A 25,436-nucleotide genomic window follows, 5' to 3' on the forward strand; every position below is an offset into this window, starting at 1 on the left:
TTCGCGAGCAAGCTCGCTCCTACACAGGGGCTTGGGTGCTGGTCATATTTTGTTCGTTTGGCTGGAGGGCGCGGCTGGCGTGGCCTGCAGAGAACGCCCCGCAGTTTATCCACAGTGGCTTCCACAGTAACCGTGGAAAAAACGTACGTTTGTCTTCGCCGATTCCCTGGTCATCTTTCAGCCAGCCAGCCGGACCCCAGGCGGGGTGGGGCCCCGGGCAGTCGCCCCCAAGGTTTTCCACAGCTTGTTCCACAGCCTGCGTGGACAACTCAACCGAGGCCGAGGCGCTGCCAGACGCGGTGGGCGCTGTGATGAAGGATGCCGTGGCGCCGCGCCAGGGCCGCGCGGTCCTTGTCGTAGCCGCCGCCGATCACGCCGAGCACCGGGATGTCGCGGGCCAGGCAGCGTTCGATCACCCGCTCGTCGCGCGCGGCCAGGCCGGCGTCGGTCAGGTTCAGGTAGCCGAGGGCATCGTTCTTGTGCACGTCCACCCCGGCGTCGTAGAGCACCAGGTCCGGCTGGTACAGCGGCAGCAGGTAGTCCAGCGCCTCGTCCACCACCCGCAGGTAGTCGGCGTCGCCCATGTGCCGCGGCAGGGGAATGTCCCAGTCGCTCTGGGCCTTGCGCGCGGGGAAGTTCTTCTCGCAGTGCAGCGACACGGTGACGGCGTCCGCCACGTTCTCCAGGATGCGCGCCGTGCCGTCGCCCTGGTGCACGTCGCAATCGAAGATCAGCACCCGCCCGGCGTGGCCGCTTTCCAGCAGGTACAGGGCGATCACCGCCAGGTCGTTGAAGATGCAGAAGCCCGAGGCATGGTCGAAGTGCGCGTGGTGGGTGCCGCCGGCCAGGTGGCAGGCCAGGCCGTGCCGCAGCGCCAGTTCGGCGCCCAACAGTGAGCCACCCACGGCGCGCACCGTGCGCAGGGCCAGGGCTTCCGTCCAGGGCAGGCCCAGGCGGCGCAGTTCCTCGTGGCCCATGTTGCCGCTGCAGTAGCGCTCGATGTAGGCGCGGTCGTGGGCCAGGGCGAGGATGTCCGCCGGGCAGGGCTCCGGGCGCCGCAGCGCGGCGTCGCTGGTCAGGCCGCTGGCTACCAGATGGTCGCGCAGCAGGCGGAACTTCTCCATCGGGAAGCGGTGGCCGGCGGGGAAGGGCGGGCTGTAGTCGTCGTGGTAGACCAGGGGTAACGGCATGGCGCGGGCTCGGGCTGTACGCCGCCAAGGGTAAGCCGGCCCGGCGACCGGGCGCCAGGGGCGCGCATGGGGCACAATATCGGCCTGACGAACTTGCCGAGGCGAACCATGCACCTGCCCAGCCTGAGCACCCCGCGCCTGCTCCTGCGCCCCTGGCGCGACGGCGACCTGGAAGCCTTCGCCGCGCTCAACGCCGACCCCGAGGTGATGCGCCACTTCCCTGCCTGCATGAGCCGCGCCGACAGCGATGCCCTGGCCGCGCGCATCCACGCGCACTTCGCCGAGCATGGTTTCGGCCAGTGGATAGTCGAGCGCCGCGCCGACGGCGCCTTCCTCGGCGTGCTGGGCATGCAGCACGTGGGCTTCGAGGCGAGCTTCACCCCGGCGGTGGAGATCGGCTGGCGCTTCAACCAGGCCTTCTGGCGCCAGGGCTATGCGCTGGAGGCCGCGCAAGCGGTGCTGGAATACGCCTTCAGCCAGCTGCGCCTGGGCGAGGTGGTGGCCTTCACCGTGCCGGCCAACCTGCCATCCCAGGGCCTGATGCAACGCCTGGGCATGCGCCACGACGCAGCCGCCGATTTCGAGCACCCGCGCCTGCCCGAGGGCCACGCGCTGCGCCCGCACGTGCTGTTCCGCATCACGCGCCAGCAATGGCTGGAGGCGCAGACGTGAGCGCCGCCGATGACGTGCGCGCCTACCACGCGCTGAGCAGCCACCAGCCGCAACGCTTCGCGCCGGGCCCCGGCCAGCTGGACTGGGCGACCCAGCCGGCGGCCTTCCGCCGTTACGCCGGCGCGCGCCTCATCGAGTTGCTGCACCGTCCGCAGGAGGAGTCGCCGGGCTACGACGAGGTGTTCGCCGGGCCGCTCGGCGAGCCCGCGCCGGTGAGCCTGGAGAGCGTCTCGCAGTTGCTCTACGACAGCCTGGCGATCTCCGCCTGGAAGGAGTCCGGCGGCAGCCGCTGGGCGCTGCGGGTCAACCCGTCGAGCGGCAACCTGCACCCCACCGAGGCTTACCTGCTGATATCCGCCGGGGCTGTGGACAAGGCCGCCGTGCTCGCCCACTACAGCGCCGACGTACACGCCCTGGAAGTGCGCGCCGAACTGCCGCCCACGCTGGCCGCGCAGTTGCCCGGCGAAGGCCTGCTGCTGGCGCTGGCCAGCATTCCCTGGCGCGAGGCCTGGAAGTACGGCGAGCGCGCTTATCGCTACTGTCAGCATGATTTCGGCCACGCCCTGGCGGCGCTCTCCATCGCGGCGAGCATCCAGGGTTGGGAGGTGCGCCTGCTGCGCGGCGTGGACGAGCGCCGCCTGGACGCCGCGTTCGGCGTCGAGCGCGAGGGCTTCCATGAGCGCGAGGTGGTGGATGCGCTGCTGTGGATCGGGCCGCCGCAGCCGCTCGAGCCACGCGTGCCCGAGGCGCTGCTGAAGGGCCTGGCTGCGCTGGAATTGCAGGGTGAGCCCAATCGCCTGTCGCGCGCCTACCGGCAGTGGCCGGAGCTGGAGCGCGTCCATGAACGTTGCCGCGCGCCGGCGCAGACGCCCGCCGACTGGCGCCTGCCACGCGCCGCAAGCGCCGTGGACAACCCCGGCCTGCCGCTGCGCCCGATCCTTCATCGGCGGCGCAGCGCGCAGAGCCTGGACGGCCGCAGCGGCATCCACGCCGAGCTGCTGCTGGCCTGGCTGCGGCGCCTGCTGCCGGACAACTCTCCGGTGCCCTTCGCCTGCTCCGGCGAGCCGCCGCGCCTCGACCTGCTGCTCTTCGTCCATCGCGTCCAGGGCCTGGCGCCGGGGCTCTACTGGCTGGGCCGCAGCGGCCGCGCGCCGGGTGGCTTGCGCGCCGACTTCCAGTGGCAGCGCGCCGTCGACGACCTGCCGCTGTACCGCCTGCTGGAAGGCGACGCCCGTCAGCTCTCGGCTTTCCTGTCCTGCGGCCAGGACATCGCCAGCGACGGCTGCGTGGCCTTCGCCATGCTCGCCGACCTCGACGCGGCGCTGGCCGACGGCCCCTGGACCTACCCGCGGCTGTACTGGGAGGCCGGGCAGATCGGCCAGTTGCTCTACCTGGAAGCCGAGGCCGCCGGGCTGTCCGGCACCGGCATCGGCTGCTACTTCGACGAGGCGCTGCGGGAATTGCTCGGCGAGGGATCAGACCGCCCGGTCAGCCTCTATCATTTCACCATCGGCCGCGCGGTATGGGACACTCGTCTGACCAGTTCGCCCGCGTACCTCCAGCCGCGCCGCCCGCATCCCATTCGCAGTACCGATTCCGAGGAAACGTCATGACCCAGATCCTGGACAACCTGGTGGCTTTGCTGAGCCTGGAGCCCATCGAAGAGAACCTCTTCCGGGGCATCAGCCAGGACCTCGGCTTCCGCCAGCTGTACGGCGGCCAGGTGCTCGGCCAGGCGTTGTCGGCGGCCAGCCAGACGGTGGAGCCGGCGCGCCACGTGCACTCGATGCACGGCTACTTCCTGCGCCCGGGCGACGCCAGCATGCCGGTGGTCTACCAGGTCGACCGGGTGCGCGACGGCGGCACCTTCAGCACCCGCCGGGTCACCGCGATCCAGAAGGGCCAGCCGATCTTCGCCCTGAGCACCTCGTTCCAGTACGACGAGGAGGGCTTCCAGCACCAGATCCCGATGCCCGACGTGGTCGGCCCGGAGAACCTGCCCACGGACCTGGAGCTCAAGCAGCGCAGCATCGCCCAGTTCCCCGAGCGCATCCGCGACAAGCTGCTCTACCCCAAGCCCATCGAGATCCGCCCGGTCACCCAGAACGACCCCTACGACCCGCAGGTCGGCGAGCCGATCAAGTACCTCTGGCTGCGCGCCGACGGCAAGCTGCCGGACGTGCCGGCGTTGCACAAGTACATCCTCGCCTACGCCTCGGACTTCGGTTTCCTTACCACCTCGCTGCTGCCCCACGGCCGCTCGGTGTGGCAGAAGGATATGCAGGTGGCCACCATCGACCATTCCGTGTGGTTCCACCGCGACCTGCGCGCGGACGAGTGGCTGCTGTACGCCATCGACAGCCCCTGGGCCGGCAACGGCCGCGGCTTCGTGCGCGGCAGCATCTTCAACCGCGACGGCCAGCTGGTGGCCTCGGCGACCCAGGAAGGCCTGATTCGCCGCCGCGAGGACTGGACGTGAACCCCGGCGCGATCCGCCACTGGGTGTTCGACATGGACGGCACCCTGACCCTGGCGGTGCACGACTTCCCGGCGATCAAGCGGGCCCTGGGGATTCCCCAGGAGGACGACATCCTCACCCACCTGGCGGCGCTGCCGGAAGCCGAGGCGGCGGCCAAGCACGCCTGGCTGCTGGAGCACGAGCGCGAGCTGGCGGTAGCCTCCACGGCGGCGCCCGGCGCGGTGGAACTGGTGCGCGCGCTGCACGCGGCCGGCTACCGCCTCGGCATCCTCACGCGCAACGCCCACGAGCTGGCGCTGCTGACCCTGGCGGCGATCGGCCTGGGCGACTGCTTCGTTACCGAGGACATCCTCGGCCGTGGCGAGGCCCAGCCCAAGCCGAGCCCGGACGGCCTGCTGCACCTGGCCGAACGCTGGGGCGTGGCGCCGCGGGACCTGCTGATGGTCGGCGACTACCGCTTCGACCTGGAGTGCGGCCGCGCGGCGGGCAGCCGTACGGCGCTGGTGAACCTGGCGGAGAACCCCTGGCCGGAGCTGACCGACTGGCACGCGCTGGACTGCGCGGCGCTTGGAAGATTGGCCGGAGTGCTGGCGTAGGGCGAATAACGCTCCGCGTTATCCGCCGTTCAACGGGGATTCCCGACGGCTCCAGGGTCGCCCCGGGCGGCGTATAACCGCGAACGGTTATACGCCCTACGGCCGAACACCGTAGGAGCAACTGTCTTGCGCACACTCCCCATCCTGTCACTCCCGCGAACGCGGGAGCCCAGAGACTCTGGATCCCCGCGTTCGCGGGGAAGACGGTACGGGAAGGGTGTGCCTGGTAGGAGCGGGCCATGCCCGCGATCGCGCGCATGGCGCGCTCCTGCGGGTTACAGCTCCGGCGTCCAGGTCACCGCGAACAGCGCCGTGCGGCCTTCGGTGTTGTAGCCGAAGCGGCCGTTCGGCGTGCTGTAGGTGGCTTCGCTGTAATCCTTGTCCAGCAGGTTGTCGAGCTTGAGCTCCAGGGCCAGTTCCTGGCTCAGCCGCCATTGCCCGCGCAGCCCCAGCAGGCCGTAGCCGCCCATCTTCTCGGTGTTCGCCGCGTCGTCGTAGCGGCTGCTGACCAGGCGCCAGTTCATCCCGACCGAGTAGGGCCCGAAGGCGCGGTCGAGGTCCAGGTCCAGGGTGCGCCGGGCGCGGCGTTGCAGGGTGTGGCCGCTATCGCGGTCGCGCGGGTCGAGCAGGCCCAGGGCGAGGTTGCCCTGCCAGCCGAACAGCTCCTGCTTGAGCGCCACCTCGAAGCCGTTGATGCGCACGGTCTGGATGTTCTGCGGGATGAAGTTCTGGTCGAGGACGATGGCGTCCTCGATGTCGGTGCGGTACAGCGACATCTCCAGCGAACCGCTGTCGCTGTACTGGTTGCGCCACTGCACCTCGTAGCTCTTGGAATGCTCCGGCTTGAGGTCCGGGTTGGCGCTGGCGTAGCAGGTGCCGCCGTAGCAGTAGTCGGGGTAGTAGAGGTCGTTGAAGGTCGGCGCGCGGAAGCCTTCGCTGTAGGAGAACACCAGGTCGTTGCGCGCGTTCAGCGGAAGGGTCAGCGCGCCGTTCCAGGTGTTCTCGCTGCCGAACTGCTGGTTCTTGTCGTGGCGCATGCCCAGTTCGGTGGAGAAGCCCTGGCCGCTGTAGCGGTGCTGCACGAACAGCGCCTGGTTCCAGCGCGAGTCGTGGGTGAAGTCGGTGCTGCCGTGCAGGCGGTCCTCGTACCAGTCGGCGCCCACCAGCAGCTTCTGGGCGTCGGTCAGCGCCAGGCTGTTCACCCAGCTCGCCGAGTCGCGGTAGGTGGCGAACTGGTAGGGGTCGTCGATGCCGAGGTCGTCGCGGGTGTCGCGCTTGTCTTCGCTGTGGCCGATCTCGAAGCGGCTGTTCCAGGCGTCGCTCACCTGGTTGTCGAGGTAGGCGGAGAAACTGCTGAGCTGGAAGTCGGTGCTCGGCCGCGTCGGCGCGTACTGGTTGTCGGTCTCGACCTGGCCGCGCTGGTCGAGGGCGGTGAAGCCGGCCTTGAGGTCGTCGCTGAACTGGTGCGAGAGGTTCATGCTCAGCGAGCGGTTACGGTAGGCGTCGCGGTCGGCGTTGCCACCCCAGTTGTCGCGGGTGGCGTCGATGCCGGCGCTCTCGTCGAGGGCCGCGCCGAGGTTGAAGCGAGTCTGCGCGTCGCCGCCGGAAAGGCCCAGGCTGCGCTCGTAGCTGCTGTTGCTGCCGACGCCGAAGCGGGCGTAGGGCTTGAGGCCCGCGCCGTCGCCCTGGCGGGTGAAGACCTGGATGATCCCGCCGATGGCGTCGGAGCCGTAGAGCGCCGAGCGCGCGCCGCGTACCACTTCGATGCGGTCGATCTGCGCCGGGTCGAGGAACTCCAGGCTGGACGTACCGCTGGAGGCCGAGGCGATGCGCTGGCCGTCCACCAGCACCAGGGTCTGCGCGCTGGAGGTGCCGCGCAGGAACACGCTGGTCAGGCTGCCGGGGCCGCCGGTGCGCGCGAGGGTCAGGCCCGGCACGCGCTCCAGCAGTTCGCCGACGCTGCGCGCCTGCAGCCGCTCGATGTCCTCGCGGGTGATCACGGTGGTGGCGGCGGTGGCTTGTGCCTGCGACTCGGGCAGGCGGCCGGAGGTGACCACGGTGTCGGGCAGCGGGTAGGGCGCGTCGACGCCGTCGGCGAACGCGGCGCCGGGCAGCAGCGAGGCGGCCAGGGCGAAACGGGAGAATTTCATCGATGGGTTCCTCAAAAGTGGACTTTCGAGGAGGGCTGGGCAAGGGCGGGAGGGGCCGCGCTTGAAGGTGCGGCCCTCCGCAACACCTGTCATGCGTGTCGAGGGCGGTCTCCGGGCTGCCGACACCCACGCTCGCGGCCTTCCCATGCGGTTGCACAGTGGCGTTTCCAAGCGCGGCAGGCCGTGGCCTGCGGTCGGTTACCGTTGCGGGGGCAGCGCAGGTCTTTCACCTGCTTCCCGTTACCTCGAACGAAAACGGGCGCACCTTATCGGGGTGCGCCCGTCACGGCAATACTCCGCTTTAGGGATGCGCCTAGCGGTCGCCCAGCTGCGCCAGGCGCTCGGCGATGGCGCGCTCGATGCCGGCGGCGTCGAGGCCGCATTCGGCGAGCATCTGCGCCGGCTTCGCGTGCTCCACGTAGTAGTCCGGCAGGCCCAGGTGGAGGATCGGCTGCTGGCGGTTCTCGCGGGCGAGGAACTCGCTGACGGCGGCGCCGGCGCCGCCCATCACGGCGTTTTCTTCCAGGGTCACCAGCAGTTCGTGGCTGTCGGCCAGTTCACGCACCAGGGCTTCGTCCAGGGGTTTGACGAAGCGCATGTCGGCCACGCTGGCGTCGAAGTGCTCGGCCACCTGCAGGGCCTCGGCCAGCTGCACGCCGAAGGCCAGGATGGCGACCTTGCCGGCCTTGCCCTGGCGACGCAGCACGCCCTTGCCGATCTCCACCGGCGCAAGCGTCGGGTCGATCGGGGTGTTCGGGCCGCTGCCGCGCGGGTAGCGCACCGCCGCCGGGCCCTGGAACAGGTAGCCGGTGGTCAGCAGCTTGCGCAGCTCGTCTTCGTCGCTGGGGGTCATCACCAGCACGCCGGGGATGCAGCGCAGGTAGGAAAGGTCGAAGCTGCCGGCGTGGGTCGGGCCGTCCTCGCCGACCAGGCCGGCGCGGTCGATGGCGAACAGCACGTCGAGGTTCTGCACCGCCACGTCGTGGATCAGCTGGTCGTAGCCGCGCTGGAGGAAGGTGGAGTAGATCGCCACCACCGGCTTGACGCCGTCGCAGGCCATGCCGGCGGCGAGCGTTACCGCGTGCTGCTCGGCGATGGCGACGTCGAAGTAGCGCTCCGGGAAGCGCTCGGCGAAGGCCACGAGGTCGGAGCCTTCCTTCATCGCCGGGGTGATGCCGACCAGGCGCGGGTCCTGCGACGCCATGTCGCACAGCCACTGGCCGAAGACGTTGGAGTATTTCGGCCCGCCGGCCTTCTTCGGCGCTGCCCCGGCCGGCTCCAGCTTGGTGATGGCGTGGTAGCCGATCGGGTCGATCTCGGCCGGGCCGAAGCCCTTGCCCTTCTTGGTCACCACATGCAGGAACTGCGGGCCCTTGAGGTCGCGCATGTTGCGCAGGGTGGCGATCAGGGTCGGCAGGTCGTGGCCGTCGATCGGGCCGATGTAGTTCCAGCCCAGTTCCTCGAAGAGCGTGCCGGGAACCAGCATGCCCTTGGCGTATTCCTCGGTGCGGCGGGCGATCTCCCAGGCGCCGGGCAGGCGCGAGAGCACCTTCTTGCTGCCTTCGCGCATGCTGCTGTAGGTGCGGCTGGAGAGGATCTTGGCCAGGTAGTTGGACAGCCCGCCGACGTTGTGCGAGATCGACATGTCGTTGTCGTTGAGGATCACCAGCATGTCGGCCTGCACGTCGGACGCGTGGTTCAGCGCCTCGAAGGCCATGCCGGCGGTCAGCGCGCCGTCGCCGATCACCGCCACCGACTTGCGCCCCGAACCTTGCATGCGCGCGGCGATGGCCATGCCCAGCGCGGCGCTGATCGAGGTACTGGAATGACCGACGCCGAAGGTGTCGTACTCGCTCTCGACGCGGCGCGGGAAGGCGGCCAGGCCGTCCTTCTGGCGCAGGCTGGCCATGCGCTCGCGACGCCCGGTGAGGATCTTGTGCGGGTAGGCCTGGTGGCCGACGTCCCACACCAGGCGGTCGTCCGGGGTGTCGAAGACATAGTGCAGGGCGATGGTCAGCTCGATCACCCCGAGGCCGGCGCCGAAGTGGCCGCCGGTCTGGCCGACGCTGTACAGGAGGTACTGGCGCAGTTCGTCAGCGAGGGTGACGAGCTCCGCCTCGCCGAGACGGCGCAGCTCGACCGGCGTCGAGGCGCGGTCGAGCAGGGGGGTGGCGGGGCGCTCGCGGGGGATCTCGTGGAACGTCGTGGGCATCAGGCTGATCGTTATAGGTAAGGCAAAGATGCGGAAGTTTACCTGATGCTGCGGGCCCGCCCAAGCAAGCCGAACGACCGGTGGGTCGGACCGGTCGTTTACGGCTGGCTAGAGCGCTATGCCGTCGACCGGCGCCTTGAGCACGCCGTCGTGCTGCAGGTCGGCGACGAAGCTGTCGACCACCCGCTTCAGGTGCTCCTCCTGCACCGGGCCGACCGGGTGGAACAGCTGGAAGAAGCTGCTGCTGTGGTTGCGGTAGCTGTACTGCTTCAGGGTCTTCTTGCCGTGCATCACGGTGATCTCGAAGCTGCTGTCCACCTGCGCCGGCATGGGGATCAGGAACAGGGTCGCGGAGTCCAGCACCAGCAGCGCCTGTTCCAGCCCGCTGGGCTTGCCGATGCTGCTCTGGTTGCGGACCAGCACGGTGTAGGCGTCGGCGCCGAGCGGGGCGGGGTCGATGCGTTCGAACTGGCCGGTGGCGCGCAGCAGGTTGCGCACCCGGTAGTCCGGCAGGTCGCCGCTGCTGACCACCGCCACCGGCGGGAACTGCGCCTGGCCGTAGTCCGGCTGGGCCGGCGCCAGGCTGTGGGTGGTCTGGCAGCCGCCGAGCAGCAGGCCGGCGAGCAGGGGCAACAGGCGCTTCATCATTTGCCCCCCTGCAGAACCTGGAACAGCTTCGGGTTGGTGCCCTGGTCGACGATGATCGGCGCGGCGTTGTCCAGGCGGCTGAGCTTGGCCTCCTCGATGGCCGGCAGATGCGGATAGGCGCCCTTGAGCGCGGCGCTGTCCTTGGCCAACTGGTCGCGACGCAGGAAGTAGCAGGCCGACGTCAGGTTCTGGAAGCAGCTCGCGCGGAAGTTGCCGATATAGGCGGCCTTGCCGGCGCTGATGGTCACCGGGATGGAAAAGTCATCCTTCTTCCACAGCTGGTAGCCATTGTGCGTGAAGTTGACGTTGTACAGCTCGTACTGGCCCGGCTGCAGGGCGATGGCGAAGGGGCTGCTCCAGTCGCGGCCGTCGAGGTCGTGGCGGGTTTTCAGCGCCCAGGTGTCGGTGACCTGGACCCGCGCCACCTGGTCGGTGCCGCGCTTGCGGATCAGCAGCGCCTGGCCGTTGGCGCCCTCGGGGGTCTTGCCGAGCACGCCGACCAGGTAGCCGGCCTGCGCGTCGTTCTGCGGCTCCAGCGCGGAGTCGACCTTGACCGGGGAAAGGCTGTAGCAGCCGCCGAGGGCGGCCAGGGCGAGAAGGGGCAGCGCTCGCAGCGCGGGGAAGCTGGACATCCGGTGCAGTTCCTTTGACCAATCGACGGGGATGGAAGCGCCGGGTCGGCGGGGCGTGCACGGGGCCTTCCAGGCCGAGCGGAGCTTCCTTGCTGCGCGGAGGATAAGGCGATTGCAGGCGGATGGCCAGCATCCATCCGCGGGGTGGTGCTCAGTGGCGGCGTTCGACGATGTAGCGGGCCAGTTCGCGCAGCGGCTCGGCGCGCTCGTCGAAGCCTTCCAGAGCGGCCAGGGCCTGGTCGCGCAGGGCCAGGGCGTAGGCCTTGGCGGCGTCCAGGCCGAGCAGCGCCGGGTAGGTCGGCTTGTCGTGGGCCTGGTCCTTGCCCTGGGTCTTGCCCAGGGTGGCGGTGTCGCTTTCCACGTCGAGGATGTCGTCCTGCACCTGGAACGCCAGGCCGATGGCCCCGGCGTAGCGGGCCAGGGCGTCCAGCCGCGCGGTGTCGGCGCGGCCGCTGGCCAGGGCGCCGAGGCGCACGCTGGCTTCGATCAGCGCGCCGGTCTTGTGCCGATGCATGGTTTCCAGGGCCGCCTGGTCGATGCGCCGGCCGACCGCCTCGAGGTCGATGGCCTGGCCGCCGACCATGCCGGCGGAACCGGCGGCGCGGGCCAGGGCGGCGACCATCTGCAGGCGCGTCTCGGCGTCCTGCGGGTTGCGCGCGGCGTCGGTCAGGGCTTCGAAGGCCAGGGCCTGCAGGCCGTCGCCGGCGAGGATGGCGCAGGCTTCGTCGAAGGCGATATGGGTGGTCGGCTGGCCACGGCGCAGGTCATCGTCGTCCATCGCCGGCAGGTCGTCGTGGACCAGCGAGTAGGCGTGGATCAGCTCCACCGCGCAGGCCGCGCCGTCGGCGCGGGCGAGGTCGCCGTCGAGGGCTTCGCAGGCGGCGTAGGCCAGCAGCGGGCGCACGCGCTTGCCACCGTTGACCACGCTGTAGCGCATGGCCTGGTAGATCCGGGTGAGTTCTTCGCGGGGCGGGACGAACAGGCTTTCCAGGGCGGCGTCGACGCGCGCCTGGCAGCGCGCCTGGTAGGCGTCGATCATGCGTCGTCGCCTTCGCTTTCGAAGGGCGCTTCGTTCAGCTCGCCATCGCGCTCGAGGAGGATCTGCACCTTCTGCTCGGCCTGGCTCAGCGCCGCCTGGCACTCGCGGGTCAGGCGGATGCCCTGCTCGAAGGCGCCAAGCGAGTCCTCGAGGGACAGCTCGCCGCTCTCCAGGCGCTCCACCAGGGATTGCAGGTCGGTGAGGGACTGTTCGAAATCGACGGCTTTCTTGCGGGCCATGGGACATCTCGGCGGGGGGCTTCAGAACCCGGCGACACTAGCAGAGACGGGCCTTGCGGGCAAATCCGCGGGCCGCGCGCGAGTGCTGCCAGCAGGCCTGCGGCGCGCTATGCTGGGCCCATGAACTACCTCGCCCACCTCCATCTCGGCGGCTCGCTGCCGGCGCAACTGCTCGGCAGCCTCTACGGCGACTTCGTCAAGGGGCCGCTGGACGGGCGCTGGCCGGCCGACATCGAGGCGGCCATCCGCCTGCACCGGCGCATCGACGCCTTCACCGACGGCCACCCGCAGGTGCTCGCCGCCAAGGCGCGCTTCCCGGCCGCGCGGCGGCGCCTGGCCGGGGTGATGCTGGATGTGTTCTTCGACCATTGCCTGGCCCGCGACTGGGACACATTCAGCAACGAGCCGCTCAGCGCATTCACCCACCGGGTCTATGGTGTATTGAACGCCACGCCGCAACTGCCCGAGCGCCTGGCGCGCATCGCGCCGCGCATGGCCGCGCAGGACTGGCTGGGCAGCTACCGCGAGTTCGAGGTGCTGCGCGATGTGCTCGCCGGCATGTCGCGGCGGCTGTCGCGGCCCGGCCTGCTGGATGGCGCCTGGGAGGAGCTGGAGGCGCTGTACCTGCCGCTGAGCGACGATTTCCGGGCGTTCTACCCGCAATTGCAGTCGCTGGTCGGGATGCGCGACGAATTTCCGGCGGATCGGCCCTGACTTGATGTGCATCAAGCGTCGGAAACGCCTGACAGGATGCAATAGAAGCCACGACGGAGAGGGAGGTTCACATGCTCAAATCACTGCTCATCGCCACGGATCTGTCCTCGCGCTCGGAGAAGGCCCTGCAACGCGCGGGCGCCCTGGCCAAACGCTTCGGCTGCCCGTGGACGGTGCTCTCCGTGGTCGACGAGGACCAGCCGGCGGCGCTGGTGCAGCAGGAGGCCACCCAGGTGCGCCTGCTGCTGGAAGCGCGCCTGGTCGAACTCACCGAGCTGGGCGGTAGCTGCCCGCGCATCCGCGTCGAGGTCGGCGACCCGAACCAGAAAATCGTCGCCAGCGCCCTCGAGGAAGACGCCGAGCTGCTGGTGATGGGCGCGCACCGCAAGAGCACGCTGCGCGACATCTTCGTCGGCACCACGGTGGAACGCGTGGTGCGCGCCGGCAAGCTGCCGGTGCTGATGGTCAACCAGCCCGCCGCCGGCGAATACCGCGACCTGCTGCTGGCGCTGGACACCTCGCCGGCCTCGGCCAACGCGGTGCGCGTCGCCGAGCGCCTGGGCCTGTTGCAGGGCGCCGTGCGCCGCGCGATCTATGCCTTCAGCCCGCTGGCCAAGGGCATGATGCAGTACTCCGGGGTCAGCGAGGAGCGCATCGACGAGTTCGTCGGCACCGAGACCCGCCAGGCGGTGGACGAGTTCAAGGCGTTCCTGCGCGACCAGCAGCTGGAACCCTGGGTCGACGAGCAACTGGTCGCCGTCGGCCTGCCGGGCAACGTGCTCGAGCGCCTGGCCGAGAAGCACCGGCCGGACCTGCTGGTGATGGGCACCCGGGGCATGGGTGGGGTCAAACGTGCTCTCATCGGCAGTGTTGCCGACTACGCCTTGCGCGAACTGGATTGCGACATCCTGGTCGTGCCGCCGGACACCGGCGTATAGGCCGGCGCCGCGAAGCCTCCGCGCGCCTCTGAAACGACGGCGCCCGCCAATGGCGGGCGCTTGCCTTTGCAGAGCGCGGTGGAGCCTTGGCGACTCCGACCTGGGCGGAACCTGCCAGCCGTGGCGCCCGGCAGGTTCGACTTTCTCTTTCAGGCCGCGAGCTGTTGCGCCTGGCCGACTTCCCCGTAGATCACCGTGCCGATGGCGGCGCGCGCCTGTTGCGCCAGCTGCGCGCGGTCGCGCCCGTGGCTGGGCAGGGGGTCGAGCAGGTGGATTTCCACGGTGCCGCGATCGTTGCGCAGCAGCCGCCGCAGGTGGCTGAACAGGTCGTCGTCGCCGATGAAGGGCGCCAGCGCGTCCACTTCGCCCGCGCGCAGGTAGCGCAGCGCCACCGGTTGCAGCGGCACCCCGGCCTCGATCGCGCCGGACAGCAGGCGCCCATGGAAGGTGCGCAGGCCGCGGCCGTCGGTGGTGGTGCCTTCGGGGAAGATCAGCGTCGAGCGGCCCATCAGCAGGGCCCCGGCGATCTGCGCGCCGAGCTGGCCGCTGTCGCCCGCGCCCCGGCGGATGAACAGGGTCCCGGCCTTTTCCGCCAGCCAGCCGGCCAGCGGCCACTGGCGCACTTCGGCCTTGGACAGGAAGGTCATGGGGGCGAGGGCGCCGAGCAGCGGGATATCCACCCAGGACACATGGTTGCTGACCCACAGCGCCGGGGCGCGCGGCAGCTCGCCGTAGACCTTCACCCGGTAGGGCAGGGCACGGCGCAGGCGCGCCAGCCACCAGCGCGTCAGGCCCTGGCGCAGGAAGGTCCAGTCGTAGCCGGGCAGGCGTTCGAGCAGCGCCACCCAGCTGGCCAGGGCCACGCCCAGGCCGATCACCGCCAGCAGGCGCGCGACGCGCAGGGCGCCGCGCATCACACGGCCGCCTTGAAGTGGCGGGCGTAGCGCGGGCACAGCTCGTCGCGCTTGAGCAGGATGAACACATCGGCGACCTGGAAGTCCGGGTCCCAGCAGGGCTCGCCGCAGATCTTCGCGCCCAGGCGCATGTAGGCCTTGAGCAGCGGCGGCAGTTCGGCGGTGAGGTTGTCCGGCAACTCCTGCGCCGGCAGCGGGGTCTTCGGCTCGGCGCGCAGGTGCTCGTGGCACAGGTAGCGCTCGCGCAGGCGCTGCATCACCGCCAGGGCCTGGATGCCGCCGTCGCGCATGGGGATGCTGGCGCAGCCCATCAGGTAGCGGTAGCCGCCCTCGTTGAGGATTTCCGCCAGCTCGCTCCACAGCACCGCGATGGTGCCGCCGTTGCGGTAGGCCGGGTCGACGCAGGTGCGGCCGATTTCCAGCACCGGGCCCTGGAGGTTGTCCAGGCCGTCGAGGTGGAATTCCTCTTCGCTGTAGAAGCGCCCCAGGCGCTCGGCGGCGCGGTGGTCGAGCAGGCGGGTGGTGGCCACCAGGGCGCCGCTGCTCAGGTCGCGTACGCCGATGTGCAGGCAGTGGGCGTCGTAGTCGTCGCGGTCCAGGCCGAGCTCGGCGCCGTTCAGGCGGGCCTCGAACTCGCCGCTGAACACGCGGAAGCGCAGGGCCTGGGCCTCGCGCAGGGCCGCCGCGCCGCGCAGGCGTTCGGCCTTGAGGCGGCGTTCGCTAGGGGTGTCGCTGAGAGGGGCGATCTGACTCATGCGGGGCCTCCATGGGCCGGCCAGGCGGGTTGCGGCCGGTCGCCTTTGTTGTGCAAGCTCAGGCTAGGAAGAGGCGGTGTCACGTCCGTGACGTTGGCGTGATGCTTGTATGACAACCACCCCGCCCCCGATGAGGACCTCCGAATGCCCTGGAACCGCTTGCTCGGCCCGCTGGACCGGCTGCCCGCCGACCTCGCCCTGGACGACTGGTACAGCGAACTGCTCGGCCGCGCCGCCGGCGCCGCGCCGCTGGAGTGCGCGGTGCTCGCCGGGCGCCTGGCGGCCACCCCCGGCCTGGCCTTCCTCGGCGGCTACCAGGCGGCCCTGCGCGCGCTCTGGCCGGCGGCCCCGGCGGGCCTCGGCGCACTCTGCGTCAGCGAAGGCAAGCGCCTGCGCCCGGCCGATCTCGCCACCCGTCTCGACGGCCTGACCCTGCACGGCCGCAAGGATTTCGCCACCGCCGGCGACCGCGCCGCCTGGTACCTGGTGGGGGCCCGCGACGAGCCGGCCGGCGCGCCCCCGCGCCTGGCGATGACCGTGGTCCTGGCCGGCGCCCCCGGCGCGCGCCTGGAACCGATGCCGCCGATGCCGCTGATCCCCGACGTCCCGCATGCCCGCCTGGTCCTCGACGGCGCCCATTGCGAGCGCCTGCCCGGCGATGGCTGGGACGCCTACAGCAAGCCGTTCCGCTGCCTGGAGGACGTCCACGTGATGGCCGCGCTGCTCGCCTGGCTGTACGGCGTGGGCCTGGACAGCCACTGGCCGCGCGAGCTGGCGCTGCGCCTGGTGGGGCTGCTGGGCGGCTGCGCGGAAGTGCTCCGGCACCCGGTTGACGCCGCCGAGACGCACCTGCTGCTGGGCGGCCTGTTCGCCCAGTTCGACGCCCTGGCGCCGGCGCTGGACGCCGCCATCGCCCAGGGCCCGGCGCACTGGGCGCAGCTGTGGCAGCGCGACCGCGCGGTGCTCGCCCTGGGCGGCAGCGCCCGCGCCAAGCGCCTGGACAAGGCCTGGGCCGCACTGGGGCTTGATCCAGGTCAGTGAGGGGCGCTGGCGCCTGGGTACGCTGCGAGGCATTCCCGCCGCTTTTCGGCGGAGCCTTGCAGGAACTCCCATGCGTCGCGAACCCATCGTGCTGTTCGACAACGGCACCCACCAATGCCTGTGTTTCGACGACCTCGTCAGCGGCGACGGGGTGCAGTCCAACCAGTTCCTCATCGTCGACCACGGCCAGTACCTGCTGCTCGACCCGGGCGGCGACCTGACCTACACCCCGCTGTCGCTGGAACTGTCCAAGCTGTTCCCGCTGCAGGACCTGGACTACATCTTCGCCTCGCACCAGGACCCGGACATCATCGCCGCGCTGGACAAGTGGCTGCTGCACACCCGCGCGCGGGTCATCTGCTCCAAGCTCTGGGCGCGCTTCCTGCCGCACCTCACAGCCAACTACCTGGCGGTCAGCCACGGCATCAGCACCTACGACCGGGTCATCGCGGTGCCCGATCGCGGCCAGTCGATGCTGCTCGGGCGCAGCCAGCTGAAAATCCTGCCGGCGCACTTCCTGCACTCGGTGGGCAACTTCCAGATCTACGACCCGGTCAGCCGCATCCTCTTCTCCGGCGACATGGGCGCCTCGCTGGTGGACGACGCCAACCCGGTGCAGGACTTCGCCGAACACCTGCCGCACATGCTCGGCTTCCACCGCCGCTACATGGCCAGCAACAAGGTGTGCCGGCTGTGGGCCGCGATGGTCCGTGGGCTGGACGTGCAGATGATGGTGCCGCAGCACGGCCGGCCCTTCGTCGGGCGGCCGATGATCGACGCCTTCCTCGACTGGATCGAGGGCCTGGAGTGCGGCATGGACCTGCTCGGCGCGGACGATTACCAGGTGCCGCGCTGAATCTGTCCGCCATTACGGCGTGATCGGCGCTTAAAGCGGTCACGCGCACGTGCTAGGGTCCGGCGAGCTGAAAACAAGAGGCCCGCCGATGCCCATGCCCTTCCTGCGCCCGCTGCTGCGGGGCGCCACCCTGGCCGCCAGCCTGTGCCTGCTGGCGCCGCTGCACGCCGAAACCTGGCCCGACGCCGACTGGCAGCGCGGCCCCGCGCCTTCCGGCGCCGCCGTGCAAGCCTTCGAGGCCTACACCTTCCCCGCCCGCGACGACGCCACCCGCAAGGGCGTGCGCAGCGACGCGGTGGTGGTGATCCGCGACGGTGAGCTGATCTACGAACGCTACGCCGGGCCGAGCAACGCGCAGACCCCGCACCTGGCCTGGTCGATGAGCAAGAGCGTGATGGCCAGCGTCCTCGGCGTGGCCTTCGGCGAGGGCCGCTTCCAGATCGACGACCCGGTGGCGCAGCACTACGCGCCCTTCGCCGCGCACCCCGAGGTGAAGATGCGCAACCTGCTCAACTGGGCCTCGGGCCTGGCCTGGGAGGAAGACTACGAATACGCCCCGCTGAAATCCTCGGTGGTGGCCATGCTCTATACCCGAGGCCGCGACGACATGGCCGGGTTCGTCGCCGGCTTCCCGCTGGATGCCGAGCCGGGCAAGCGCTTCCGTTACTCCAGCGGCGACAGCAACGTGCTCTCGGCGAGCCTGCGGCAGATGGTCGGCGACGCCTACGCCGACTACCCCTGGACCGCGCTGTTCGACCCGCTGGGCATCCGCTCGGCGGTGTGGGAGCGCGACGCCAAGGGCACCTTCGTCGGCTCCTCGTATGCCTACATGACCGCCCGCGACCTGGCCCGCCTGGGCCTGCTGATGGAGCGCGGCGGGCGCTGGAAGGAACGCCAGCTGCTGCCCCAGGCGTGGATGCAGTTCGTCCTCGCGCCCTTCCCGAACTACCACCCGACCCCGGAACAGGCCGACGAAGCGGTGCCTGGCGGCCAGTGGTGGCTGAACCGCGCACCGGCCGGCGCCCGCGTGCCCTGGCCGAACGCCCCGGAAACCACCTTCGCCGCCCTCGGCCACTGGGGCCAGGCGATGTACGTGCTGCCCGACCAGAAACTGGTGATCGTGCGCTACGCCGACGACCGCGACGGCAGCTACCGCCACGACGACTTCCTCAAGCTGGCCCTCGCGGCCTTCGCCCGGCCGGAGGGCAAGCAATGATCCGCCGTCATCCGCTGCTCAGCCTGCTGCTCCTGCTGCTCGTCGGCCTGGCCGGCTGGGCCTGGGCCAACCGCGCGCACCTGGAATCCTTCCCGCCGATCATCGGCGCCTACACGGCCAAGGAGTACTGCTCCTGCCGCTACGTCATGGGCAACAGCGCCGAGTACTGCCAGGGCTACACCAGGCAGTACGTGCCCACCAGCGGCTTCCTCGACGACGCCGCGCACAAGCGGGTGACCGCGCGCGGCCTGGGCAGCACCCAGACCGCCGCCTGGCTCGGCCCGCGCGAAGGCTGCCGGCTGCTGCCGGTGGCGGACGCCTTGCCACAGTAGGGCGCCGCCGTTTCGGTCCATGGCGGATATTGATGGGCATCGCTTCGCCGCTGCCCCAGGCCGACGCCTTGCCGCGGTGAGGCACACCCCGTAGGGCGCATAACGCCTACGGCGTTATCCGCCGTTGCCCTTGGGCACCGCTGTTCGATGGATTTCGCTTCGCCCGGCCCAGCCTACGATCGCGCCGCGATGGCCGGCGCGTCGGGCTGGAGGCGAAAGCCGGTGCCGACGCTGCAACTGGAAGCGCCGATGAGCACGACGGTGAGCAGCAGAAGGATCTTCATGGCGGCACTCCTGTCATTCAGGATCGGACAGCCTCCAGTCTAGGCCGCGCCGCCCGCTGCGTACCGAAGGTCAGGAAGCTGCCGGCCGCGAACAGCCAGGCGCCGATGCCGCCGTAGCCGAGCACCCAGCCGAAACCCTGCGCCAATGCCGCGCGGGCGCTGTCGGGAGCGTCCGTGCCCAGCCGGCCGCTGGCGATGCCGGCGGCCTGCTGCAGCCTCTGGGCGCCGTCCAGGTCGTGCAGCGCGGCGCTGACGCCGCAGAGCAGGATCAGCCCCATCAGCGCGATGTTGATCGCCAGGGAGATCATCCGCGCGCTCATGTCGATGCCCGAGGCCATGCCGGCGCGGGCGGCGGCCACGGCGGCGGTGGAGGTGTTGGTCACCGTGGTGTTGGTCAGGCCCAGGCCGATGCCGGCCAGCACGCAGCCGGGCAGCAGGGTCAGCCAGCTGGCGTGCTCCACGGCGCTGCCCCAGAGCATCAGGAAGAAGCCGGCGCCGATCACGAACATCCCGGCGGGGATCACCCAGCCCGGCCGGAAGCGATGCGCCAGGCGTTCGGCGACCGGCGGCACCAGCAGCGTCGGCAGGGTATAGGCCAGCAGCGACCAGCCGGCCTTCACATCGTCGTAGCCGAGCACGCCGTGGTAGTACACCGGCAGGTAGATCATCAGCGGCCAGAAGCTCGCGTTCATCCCCGCCGAAGCGAAGATCGCGCCGGCGAAGGCGCGGATGCGCAGCACCGAGAGGTCGAACATCGGGTGCTCGACGCGGCGCTCGATGAGGACGAAGGCCACCAGGCACGCCAGGCTGGCCAGCAGGATCGCCAGCGCCGCCGGGCTGGCGAAGCCCATGTCCGCGCCCTGGGTGATATAGAAGACGCTGCCGAGCACGGCCAGCGACAGGCTGAGCATGCCACCGACGTCGAGCCGTTCGGCGTCCGGGTCGCGAGACTCCACGGCGCCGTACTGCGCCAGCGCCAGGGTGAGCAGGGCGAGCGGCCCGTGGACCAGGAATACCCATTGCCAACTGGCCAGGGCGACGATGGCGCTGCCGATGATCGGCCCGAAGCCCAGGCCGACGCCGAACACCACGCCCCAGGCGGCGAAGGCGCGGACGCGCGCGGCCGGGTCGCTGAACTGGCTGCTGAGCACGGCCACCTGGCAGATCAGCATGACCCCGCCCGCGGCGCCCTGCAGGAAGCGCCCGGCGATCATGCCCGGCATGTCGCTGGCCAGCCCGCAGAGCAGCGAGGTGCAACCGAACAGCGCCAGGCTGATGACGAACAGGCGCTTGCGGCCGAAGCGGTCGGCCAGGGTGCCGGCGGCCATCAGCACGCTGGTGACGGCGATGGTGTAGGCGTTCATCACCCATTGCAGGTCCTGGAAGTCGCCGTGCAGCAGGCGCTCCAGGGCCGGCAGGCTGGCCGGCACGCTGGAGATCTCCAGGCCGAACATCATCGACGACAGGCACACCGCGGCCAGGGCGATGAGGTTTCTGGGATTGTGGGGGGTAGTCATGGGAGGGGCTCCGTTGTCCGGGCCACCATTGTCGAAAAGAACAGGGTTCCCCATTGGCGCCATTTCGTCCCATCATTGGGTCTTTCCGGGATTCAAAAGGCAGGCCGATGGACGACCGACTCGATGGCATCGCCACCTTCGTCCAGGTGGTGGACGCCGGCAGTTTCGCCCTGGCGGCGGAGCGCCTGAACCTCACGCGGTCGGCGGTGGGCAAGGCCATCGCCCGGCTGGAGGCGCGCCTGGGCGTGCGCCTGCTGCAACGCACCACACGCAGCCAGAGCCTCACCGACGACGGGCAGGTGTTCTACGACAGCTGCGTGCGCGCGCTGGCCGAACTGGACGCCGCGCACACCGCGCTGGAAGGCGGGCGGCTGGAGCCGCGCGGGCGCCTGCGGGTCAGCGTGCCGATTGCCTTCGGCCATCTTTGCGTGGTGCCGCTGATGCTGGCGCTGGCGCGGCGCTATCCGTCGCTGAAGATCGACCTGTCCTTCAGCGACCGTCGCGTCGACCTGGTGGAAGAAGGCTTCGACCTCGCCGTGCGCATCGGCTCGCTGGGTGACAGCGCCACGCTCGCCGCGCGCAAGCTGGGCGTGCAGTACACCAGCATCGGCGCGGCGCCTTCGTACATCGCCGAGAACGGCATGCCGTCCGGCCTGGACGAGCTGGCCGGGCACTCGGCCATCAGCTACTCGGTCGCGGGCGTCACCTCGCCCTGGGACTTGCGCGACGACGGCGGCAACGCGCGGCGCATCGACGTCGACCCGCAACTGAGCATGGACGACCTGCAGGCCATCACCGCCGCCGCCGTGGCCGGCTTCGGCCTGGCGCGCCTGCCGTCCTGGTTGCTGGCGCGGCATGTGAAGCTGGGCGAGCTGGTGGTGGTGACGGGCCGCTGCAACCTGCCGCCGCTGGATATCCATGCGGTGTGGCCCAAGACCCGCTACATGCCGCTGAAGACCCGTTGCGCCATCGATGCGCTGGTCGCCGGGATTCCCGCGTTGCTGGCCGAGTGAACCATTGGCGCCGCCGCCTGCCCAATGGGCTCGCCGGTCGGCCGGTAGGCAAGCCGACGGCGGGCGGCTATCGTTGCCGTTGATCCGGTCGTTTTCCATGTAAGGGATTTCATGCGCTCGTTGTTCGCCTTCCTCTTCGCGGCCTGCTTCGCCGTTTCCACCCAGGCGGCCTGGTACCTCGACTACGAATCCTCGCGGCTGAGCTTCGTCACCGGCCGCGGCGCCGCCGGCGCCGACAACAACCGCTTCCTGGTCATGCACGGCAGCGTCGACGACCAGGGCAAGGCCAGCCTGCGCATCGAACTGGACTCGGTGCTCAGCGGCGTACCGCTGCGCGACGAGCGCATGCGCGACCTGTTGTTCGAAGTCGAGCGCTTCCCCGAAGCCGCCGTCGACGCCCAGCTCGACCTGGGCCCGATCCTCGCCCTGGCCAACGGCGCGCAGCTGGAAATGCGCCTGCCGCTGCGCCTGAGCCTGCACGGCGCCAGCCACGCCTACCGCGCCGAGGTGCTGGTGACGCGCCTGGATGAACGGCGCTTCCAGGTGGTGACGCTGTCGCCGCTGATCCTCGACGCCGCCGAATTCGGCCTGGCGCCGGCGCTGGAGAAGCTGCGCAAGCTCGCCGACCTGCAGACCATCAACCTCGCGGTGCCGGTAGGCGCCGTGCTGATCTTCGCCGAACGGTGAGCGGCTCGGTCTTCCCCTGGCGCAGCGAGAACCGCTTCGCCCTGCTGGTGGACGGGGAGAACTTCTTCCCGCGCATGCTCGCGGCCATCGCCGGGGCGCAGCACCAGGTCGACCTGGAACTGTACCTGGTGGAAGGCGGCACCTGCGCCGAGCTGCTGCTGGAAACCCTGCTCGACGCGCGCCGGCGCGGCGTGCAGGTACGCTGCCTGTTCGACGCCTTCGGCACCCTGCGCCTGGGCGGCTCCTGGGGCCGCCGGCTGCGCGAGGCCGGCGGCGAGCTGCGCCTGTACAACCCGCTACGCTGGCGCGGCGGCTGGCGCAACCTGTTCCGCGACCACCGCAAGCTGCTGCTGGTGGACCAGCGCATCGGCTACGTCGGCGGCACCGGGGCCACCGACGAATTCTGGTCGGTGCCGGAGAACAGCAGCGCCTGGCACGAAGTCATGGTGGAAATGCAGGGCCCGGTGACCGCCGACTGGCTGGCGCTGTTCGAGCGCCAGTGGCTCGCCTGCGGCCAGCGCCGCGCCTGGCGCCCGCAGCAGCGGGTGCAGCCGGCGCGCCTGCCGCCGGCGCCCGACGGCGTCGCCGGGCTCGGCCGGGTGGCCTACGCCGACGCCCGCCAGCACCGCGACATCCTCCAGGCGCTGGTACGCAGCCTGAACGGCGCGCGCCAGCGCATCTGGCTGGCCACGCCGTATTTCCTGCCCACCTGGAAGGTCCGCCGGGCGCTGCGCAAGGCCGCGCGGCGCGGCGTCGAAGTGCGCCTGTTGCTCACCGGAAGGCTCACCGACCATGCCCCCGTGCGCTATGCTGGGCAACGCTATTACCCGCGCCTGCTGCGCGCCGGCATCCGGATCTTCGAGTACCAGCCACGCTTCCTGCACATGAAGGTGGCGCTGGTCGACGACTGGGCCAGCGTGGGCTCGTGCAACTTCGATCATTGGAACTTGCGCTTCAACCTGGATGCCAATATCGAGGTACTGGACGCCGACTTCACGGCGGCGGTGGCCGATTGCCTGATCGCCGACTTCGCCGCCAGCCGGGAAATCGATTTCACGCTGTGGCACGGCCGCTCCCTGTGGATGCGCCTGCACCAGCGGTTGTGGGGCTGGCTCGACCGGGTGGTGGTGAACTTCCTCGACCGCCGCCGTTGAGGCCAGCCCGCCGGGAACAGGCGCCCGGCAGAACGGGAGAAAGTCGTGAACAAGATCCGCAAGGAAAGGTTCATCGGGCTGGAGTGGCTGCGTTTCCTGCTCGGGCTCTACGTGGTGGTCTACCACACCCTGCACGCCTACCCGGCGCAGCAGAAGTTCCCCGGCCTGGACGAGCTGACCAGCCTGGGCTTCTTCGCCACCAGCACCTTCTTCGTGCTTTCCGGCTTCCTCCTGGCCCACGTCTACGTCACCGACGGCCAGCTGCGCGAAAGCCCGCGCAGCTTCCTCACCAAGCGCTTCTCCAACCTCTACCCGATCCACATCTTCTCCATCCTGCTGACCATCGGCGTGCTGCTGCTGATCAGCCAGCTGGGCATCGGCCCGGACCTGGACCAGGCGACCCCGCGCTTCGTCGTCTACGACACCCACGAGACCCTCGGGCAGACCCACCCGGAACTGTTCCGGCACTGGATGAGCGACCGCGAGCTGCTGCTCAACAGCATCCTCCAGCTGACCATGCTGCAGGCCTGGAACCCGCTGTACCTGACCTTCAACGCGCCGCTCTGGTCGCTGTCGACGCTGTTCTTCTTCTACCTCTGCTTCCCCTCGCTGGCGCCCCGGCTGATGCGCATCCGCAACAAGTCGCGGGCGCTGGCGCTGCTCTGGCTGCTGTACCTGGTGCCGGCGCTGCTGCTGGTGCTGCACCAGCAGTACGGCATGCCCTGGACCGGCCTGCTGCACCGCAACCCGCTCCTGCGCCTGCCGGAGTTCCTCGGCGGCATTCTCGCCTACGGCCTGTTCCGCGAGCACAAGGACGCCGGCCGCCTGCCCGGCAGCGGCGCGGTGCTGGCGCTGGGCGCCTTCGTGGTGGCGAACTTCCTCGCCGCCGACTACCTCTACACCCAGGGCGCGCGGCACTGGTACTTCCTGCTGCACAACGGCCTGCTGCTGCCGGCGCAACTGGTGCTGGTGTACCTCAGCGCGCTGCCGCGCGACCCGCAGAGCCCGGCGATCCGCTACTGGTCGCCGCGCCTGGGGGCGGCCTCGCTGTCGCTGTTCGCCCTGCACGTGCCGCTGTTCACCCTGTTCTCCCGTGGCGAAAAACTGATCCGCTCGCCCGGCGACTGCCTGGCCGACTGGGCCTACTGCATCACCGCCGCCACCGAGCAGCAGCTGTCGTTGTGGCTGTACCCGTTGTTCCTGTTGTTCATGGTGGTCAGCTGCGTGCTGTTCCAGGAGCGTCTAGTCGTACCCACGCGCAAATGGCTGGTGCGCCACCTGTTACCGCAGCCGGCGCCGGGGCGCCCGGCGACCCTGCCCTGAGCCGCCGCCACCCGGACTTTCGGCGGGTGGCGGGAACGCCGGCGCTGGTTATGCTCAAGGCATAACCACAAGAAGGAACAGGCGCATGACGCGATCGCTGCTGGGCATGCTTTTCCTGCTGCTGGCCGGCTGCAGCACCCCCGGCGCGTTCTTCGGCGCCACCGACGGCCAGGCGTTCGCCCCGCTGCGCGCCAGCGATGCGCAGCACGCCGTGGTCTACCTCTACCGCCCGCAGAACAAGTGGGCCGATGAAGAGCTCGAAGCCCCCGGCCTGTTCCTCAACAACGAACTGATCGGCAGCCTGCCGAGCAAGGGCTACCTGGCCCTGGAGTTCGAGCCGGGCAGCTACAAGCTGGAAATGCGCCGGCCGCTGATGGGCGGCTTCTGGACCTGGCTGGCCGACGGCCCGATGGACTTCACGCGCATCTCCAGCTTCGTTCTCGACGCCAAGCCCGGCGGCGTCTACTACCTGCGCTACGACGAAGACCGCGTGCCCGGCAAGCGCGTCCACAGCGACGGCGACGGCCCGTTGCAGCTGATCGAGGCGCGCCTGGCGGAACCCGAGATCGCGCATACGGTGCTGGTCCAGGAACCGGCGCAGATCGCCGCCAGCGGCTACCAAGTGCGCAGCCAGAAACGCTTCTGGGACGGCGTCGGCGAAGCGCTGGACAAGGTCGGCATCTGAGTTTCCCAAGCTATGAGCTCAGCTCATGGCTCCTTGAGTTTTTATGCTTACCGGCCCGCCACGGGCCGGTGCTAAAAAATCCCGCAACGGCTCCCGACAATAACAACGAGCGTTGCGCCATGACCCCATCCTCCCCGCTGTTCCCGCGTC

The 25,436-nt window shown here is 70.1% G+C and carries 25 protein-coding genes and 1 riboswitch; of the genes, 15 read left to right on the plus strand and 10 right to left on the minus strand.

Going from position 1 to position 25,436, the window contains the following annotated elements; all coding sequences use genetic code 11:
- Positions 1–269: 269 nt before the first annotated feature.
- Entirely contained in the window at positions 270–1,190 is a 921-nt protein-coding gene (locus tag P3W75_RS30695) for a histone deacetylase family protein (protein WP_276231097.1), read from the minus strand.
- A gap of 108 nt (positions 1,191–1,298) precedes the next feature.
- Here P3W75_RS30695 and P3W75_RS30700 point away from each other — a divergent pair, with 108 nt between their 5' ends.
- The 4 genes from P3W75_RS30700 to P3W75_RS30715 are packed head-to-tail and all read left to right on the plus strand — an operon-like array spanning position 1,299 to position 4,937.
- Positions 1,299–1,862 (plus strand): GNAT family N-acetyltransferase, encoded by a 564-nt coding sequence (locus P3W75_RS30700; protein WP_276231098.1) that lies wholly within the window; start codon positions 1,299–1,301, stop codon positions 1,860–1,862.
- Positions 1,841–3,475, plus strand: coding sequence for a nitroreductase family protein (locus P3W75_RS30705; protein ID WP_276231099.1), 1,635 nt, complete (start codon positions 1,841–1,843; stop codon positions 3,473–3,475). The genes P3W75_RS30700 and P3W75_RS30705 overlap by 22 nt, the downstream gene beginning before the upstream one ends.
- Complete coding sequence (gene tesB / locus P3W75_RS30710) at positions 3,472–4,341, plus strand: acyl-CoA thioesterase II (protein ID WP_109936399.1); 870 nt, start codon at positions 3,472–3,474, stop codon at positions 4,339–4,341. The genes P3W75_RS30705 and tesB overlap by 4 nt, the downstream gene beginning before the upstream one ends.
- A 32-nt stretch (positions 4,342–4,373) precedes the next feature.
- Entirely contained in the window at positions 4,374–4,937 is a 564-nt protein-coding gene (locus tag P3W75_RS30715; RefSeq protein WP_276231118.1) for an HAD family hydrolase, read from the plus strand.
- 275 nt (positions 4,938–5,212) lie between these two features.
- On the opposite strand, the gene P3W75_RS30720 is transcribed toward P3W75_RS30715, so the two are convergent.
- From P3W75_RS30720 to P3W75_RS30745, 6 genes are all read right to left on the minus strand, one after another.
- Complete coding sequence (locus P3W75_RS30720; RefSeq protein ID WP_276231100.1) at positions 5,213–7,087, minus strand: TonB-dependent receptor domain-containing protein; 1,875 nt, start codon at positions 7,085–7,087, stop codon at positions 5,213–5,215.
- Positions 7,088–7,172: 85 nt separating this feature from the next.
- A riboswitch (cobalamin riboswitch) is annotated at positions 7,173–7,350 on the minus strand.
- 50 nt (positions 7,351–7,400) lie between these two features.
- A complete protein-coding gene (dxs, locus tag P3W75_RS30725; protein WP_276231101.1) occupies positions 7,401–9,299 on the minus strand; it encodes a 1-deoxy-D-xylulose-5-phosphate synthase in 1,899 nt (632 codons plus the stop codon).
- Between the two features lie 108 nt (positions 9,300–9,407).
- Complete coding sequence (locus P3W75_RS30730) at positions 9,408–9,947, minus strand: hypothetical protein (RefSeq protein WP_276231102.1); 540 nt, start codon at positions 9,945–9,947, stop codon at positions 9,408–9,410.
- Positions 9,944–10,579, minus strand: a complete 636-nt coding sequence (locus P3W75_RS30735) for a hypothetical protein (protein WP_276231103.1) — start codon at positions 10,577–10,579, stop codon at positions 9,944–9,946. The genes P3W75_RS30730 and P3W75_RS30735 overlap by 4 nt, the downstream gene beginning before the upstream one ends.
- A 151-nt stretch (positions 10,580–10,730) precedes the next feature.
- Entirely contained in the window at positions 10,731–11,618 is an 888-nt protein-coding gene (gene ispA / locus P3W75_RS30740) for a (2E,6E)-farnesyl diphosphate synthase (protein WP_276231104.1), read from the minus strand.
- Positions 11,615–11,857, minus strand: a complete 243-nt coding sequence (locus P3W75_RS30745; RefSeq protein ID WP_276231105.1) for an exodeoxyribonuclease VII small subunit — start codon at positions 11,855–11,857, stop codon at positions 11,615–11,617. The genes ispA and P3W75_RS30745 overlap by 4 nt, the downstream gene beginning before the upstream one ends.
- 120 nt (positions 11,858–11,977) lie before the next feature.
- On the opposite strand from P3W75_RS30745, the gene P3W75_RS30750 reads away from it, so the two are divergent.
- Positions 11,978–12,571 (plus strand): ACP phosphodiesterase, encoded by a 594-nt coding sequence (locus P3W75_RS30750; RefSeq protein WP_276231106.1) that lies wholly within the window; start codon positions 11,978–11,980, stop codon positions 12,569–12,571.
- Between the two features lie 71 nt (positions 12,572–12,642).
- Positions 12,643–13,509, plus strand: a complete 867-nt coding sequence (locus P3W75_RS30755) for a universal stress protein (protein WP_276231107.1) — start codon at positions 12,643–12,645, stop codon at positions 13,507–13,509.
- Between the two features lie 149 nt (positions 13,510–13,658).
- Here the strand turns inward: P3W75_RS30755 and P3W75_RS30760 are convergent, their stop codons facing one another.
- Together P3W75_RS30760 and olsB are read right to left on the minus strand one after the other, a co-directional pair.
- Positions 13,659–14,423: a lysophospholipid acyltransferase family protein gene (locus P3W75_RS30760; RefSeq protein WP_276231108.1), complete on the minus strand. Its 765-nt coding sequence runs from the start codon at positions 14,421–14,423 to the stop codon at positions 13,659–13,661.
- Positions 14,423–15,178, minus strand: a complete 756-nt coding sequence (olsB, locus tag P3W75_RS30765) for an L-ornithine N(alpha)-acyltransferase (protein ID WP_276231109.1) — start codon at positions 15,176–15,178, stop codon at positions 14,423–14,425. Before olsB ends, P3W75_RS30760 begins: the two co-directional genes overlap by 1 nt.
- 144 nt (positions 15,179–15,322) lie before the next feature.
- On the opposite strand from olsB, the gene P3W75_RS30770 reads away from it, so the two are divergent.
- The 4 genes from P3W75_RS30770 to P3W75_RS30785 all read left to right on the plus strand — a co-directional run bounded on the left by P3W75_RS30770 (position 15,323) and on the right by P3W75_RS30785 (position 18,623).
- Complete coding sequence (locus P3W75_RS30770; RefSeq protein WP_276231110.1) at positions 15,323–16,219, plus strand: acyl-CoA dehydrogenase; 897 nt, start codon at positions 15,323–15,325, stop codon at positions 16,217–16,219.
- 70 nt (positions 16,220–16,289) lie between these two features.
- Positions 16,290–17,075: an MBL fold metallo-hydrolase gene (locus tag P3W75_RS30775; protein ID WP_276231111.1), complete on the plus strand. Its 786-nt coding sequence runs from the start codon at positions 16,290–16,292 to the stop codon at positions 17,073–17,075.
- Positions 17,076–17,169: 94 nt separating this feature from the next.
- Positions 17,170–18,291, plus strand: coding sequence for a serine hydrolase domain-containing protein (locus P3W75_RS30780; RefSeq protein WP_276231119.1), 1,122 nt, complete (start codon positions 17,170–17,172; stop codon positions 18,289–18,291).
- A complete protein-coding gene (locus P3W75_RS30785; protein WP_276231112.1) occupies positions 18,288–18,623 on the plus strand; it encodes an amidase in 336 nt (111 codons plus the stop codon). The genes P3W75_RS30780 and P3W75_RS30785 overlap by 4 nt, the downstream gene beginning before the upstream one ends.
- Before the next feature lie 301 nt (positions 18,624–18,924).
- Here the strand turns inward: P3W75_RS30785 and P3W75_RS30790 are convergent, their stop codons facing one another.
- Positions 18,925–20,424: an MFS transporter gene (locus P3W75_RS30790; protein ID WP_276231113.1), complete on the minus strand. Its 1,500-nt coding sequence runs from the start codon at positions 20,422–20,424 to the stop codon at positions 18,925–18,927.
- Between the two features lie 107 nt (positions 20,425–20,531).
- On the opposite strand from P3W75_RS30790, the gene P3W75_RS30795 reads away from it, so the two are divergent.
- The 5 genes from P3W75_RS30795 (at position 20,532) to P3W75_RS30815 (ending at position 25,286) form a co-directional block, all read left to right on the plus strand.
- Complete coding sequence (locus P3W75_RS30795; RefSeq protein WP_276231114.1) at positions 20,532–21,437, plus strand: LysR family transcriptional regulator; 906 nt, start codon at positions 20,532–20,534, stop codon at positions 21,435–21,437.
- Between the two features lie 111 nt (positions 21,438–21,548).
- Positions 21,549–22,124, plus strand: coding sequence for a YceI family protein (locus P3W75_RS30800; protein WP_276231115.1), 576 nt, complete (start codon positions 21,549–21,551; stop codon positions 22,122–22,124).
- Positions 22,125–22,198: 74 nt separating this feature from the next.
- Entirely contained in the window at positions 22,199–23,278 is a 1,080-nt protein-coding gene (locus tag P3W75_RS30805) for a phospholipase D-like domain-containing protein (protein WP_276231120.1), read from the plus strand.
- Between the two features lie 45 nt (positions 23,279–23,323).
- Positions 23,324–24,601: an acyltransferase family protein gene (locus P3W75_RS30810; RefSeq protein ID WP_276231116.1), complete on the plus strand. Its 1,278-nt coding sequence runs from the start codon at positions 23,324–23,326 to the stop codon at positions 24,599–24,601.
- Between the two features lie 85 nt (positions 24,602–24,686).
- Positions 24,687–25,286, plus strand: a complete 600-nt coding sequence (locus P3W75_RS30815) for a DUF2846 domain-containing protein (RefSeq protein ID WP_276231117.1) — start codon at positions 24,687–24,689, stop codon at positions 25,284–25,286.
- The last annotated feature ends 150 nt before the right edge of the window (positions 25,287–25,436 follow it).

It is taken from the genome of Pseudomonas citronellolis, assembly GCF_029335315.1.
Lineage (GTDB): Bacteria > Pseudomonadota > Gammaproteobacteria > Pseudomonadales > Pseudomonadaceae > Pseudomonas > Pseudomonas citronellolis_A.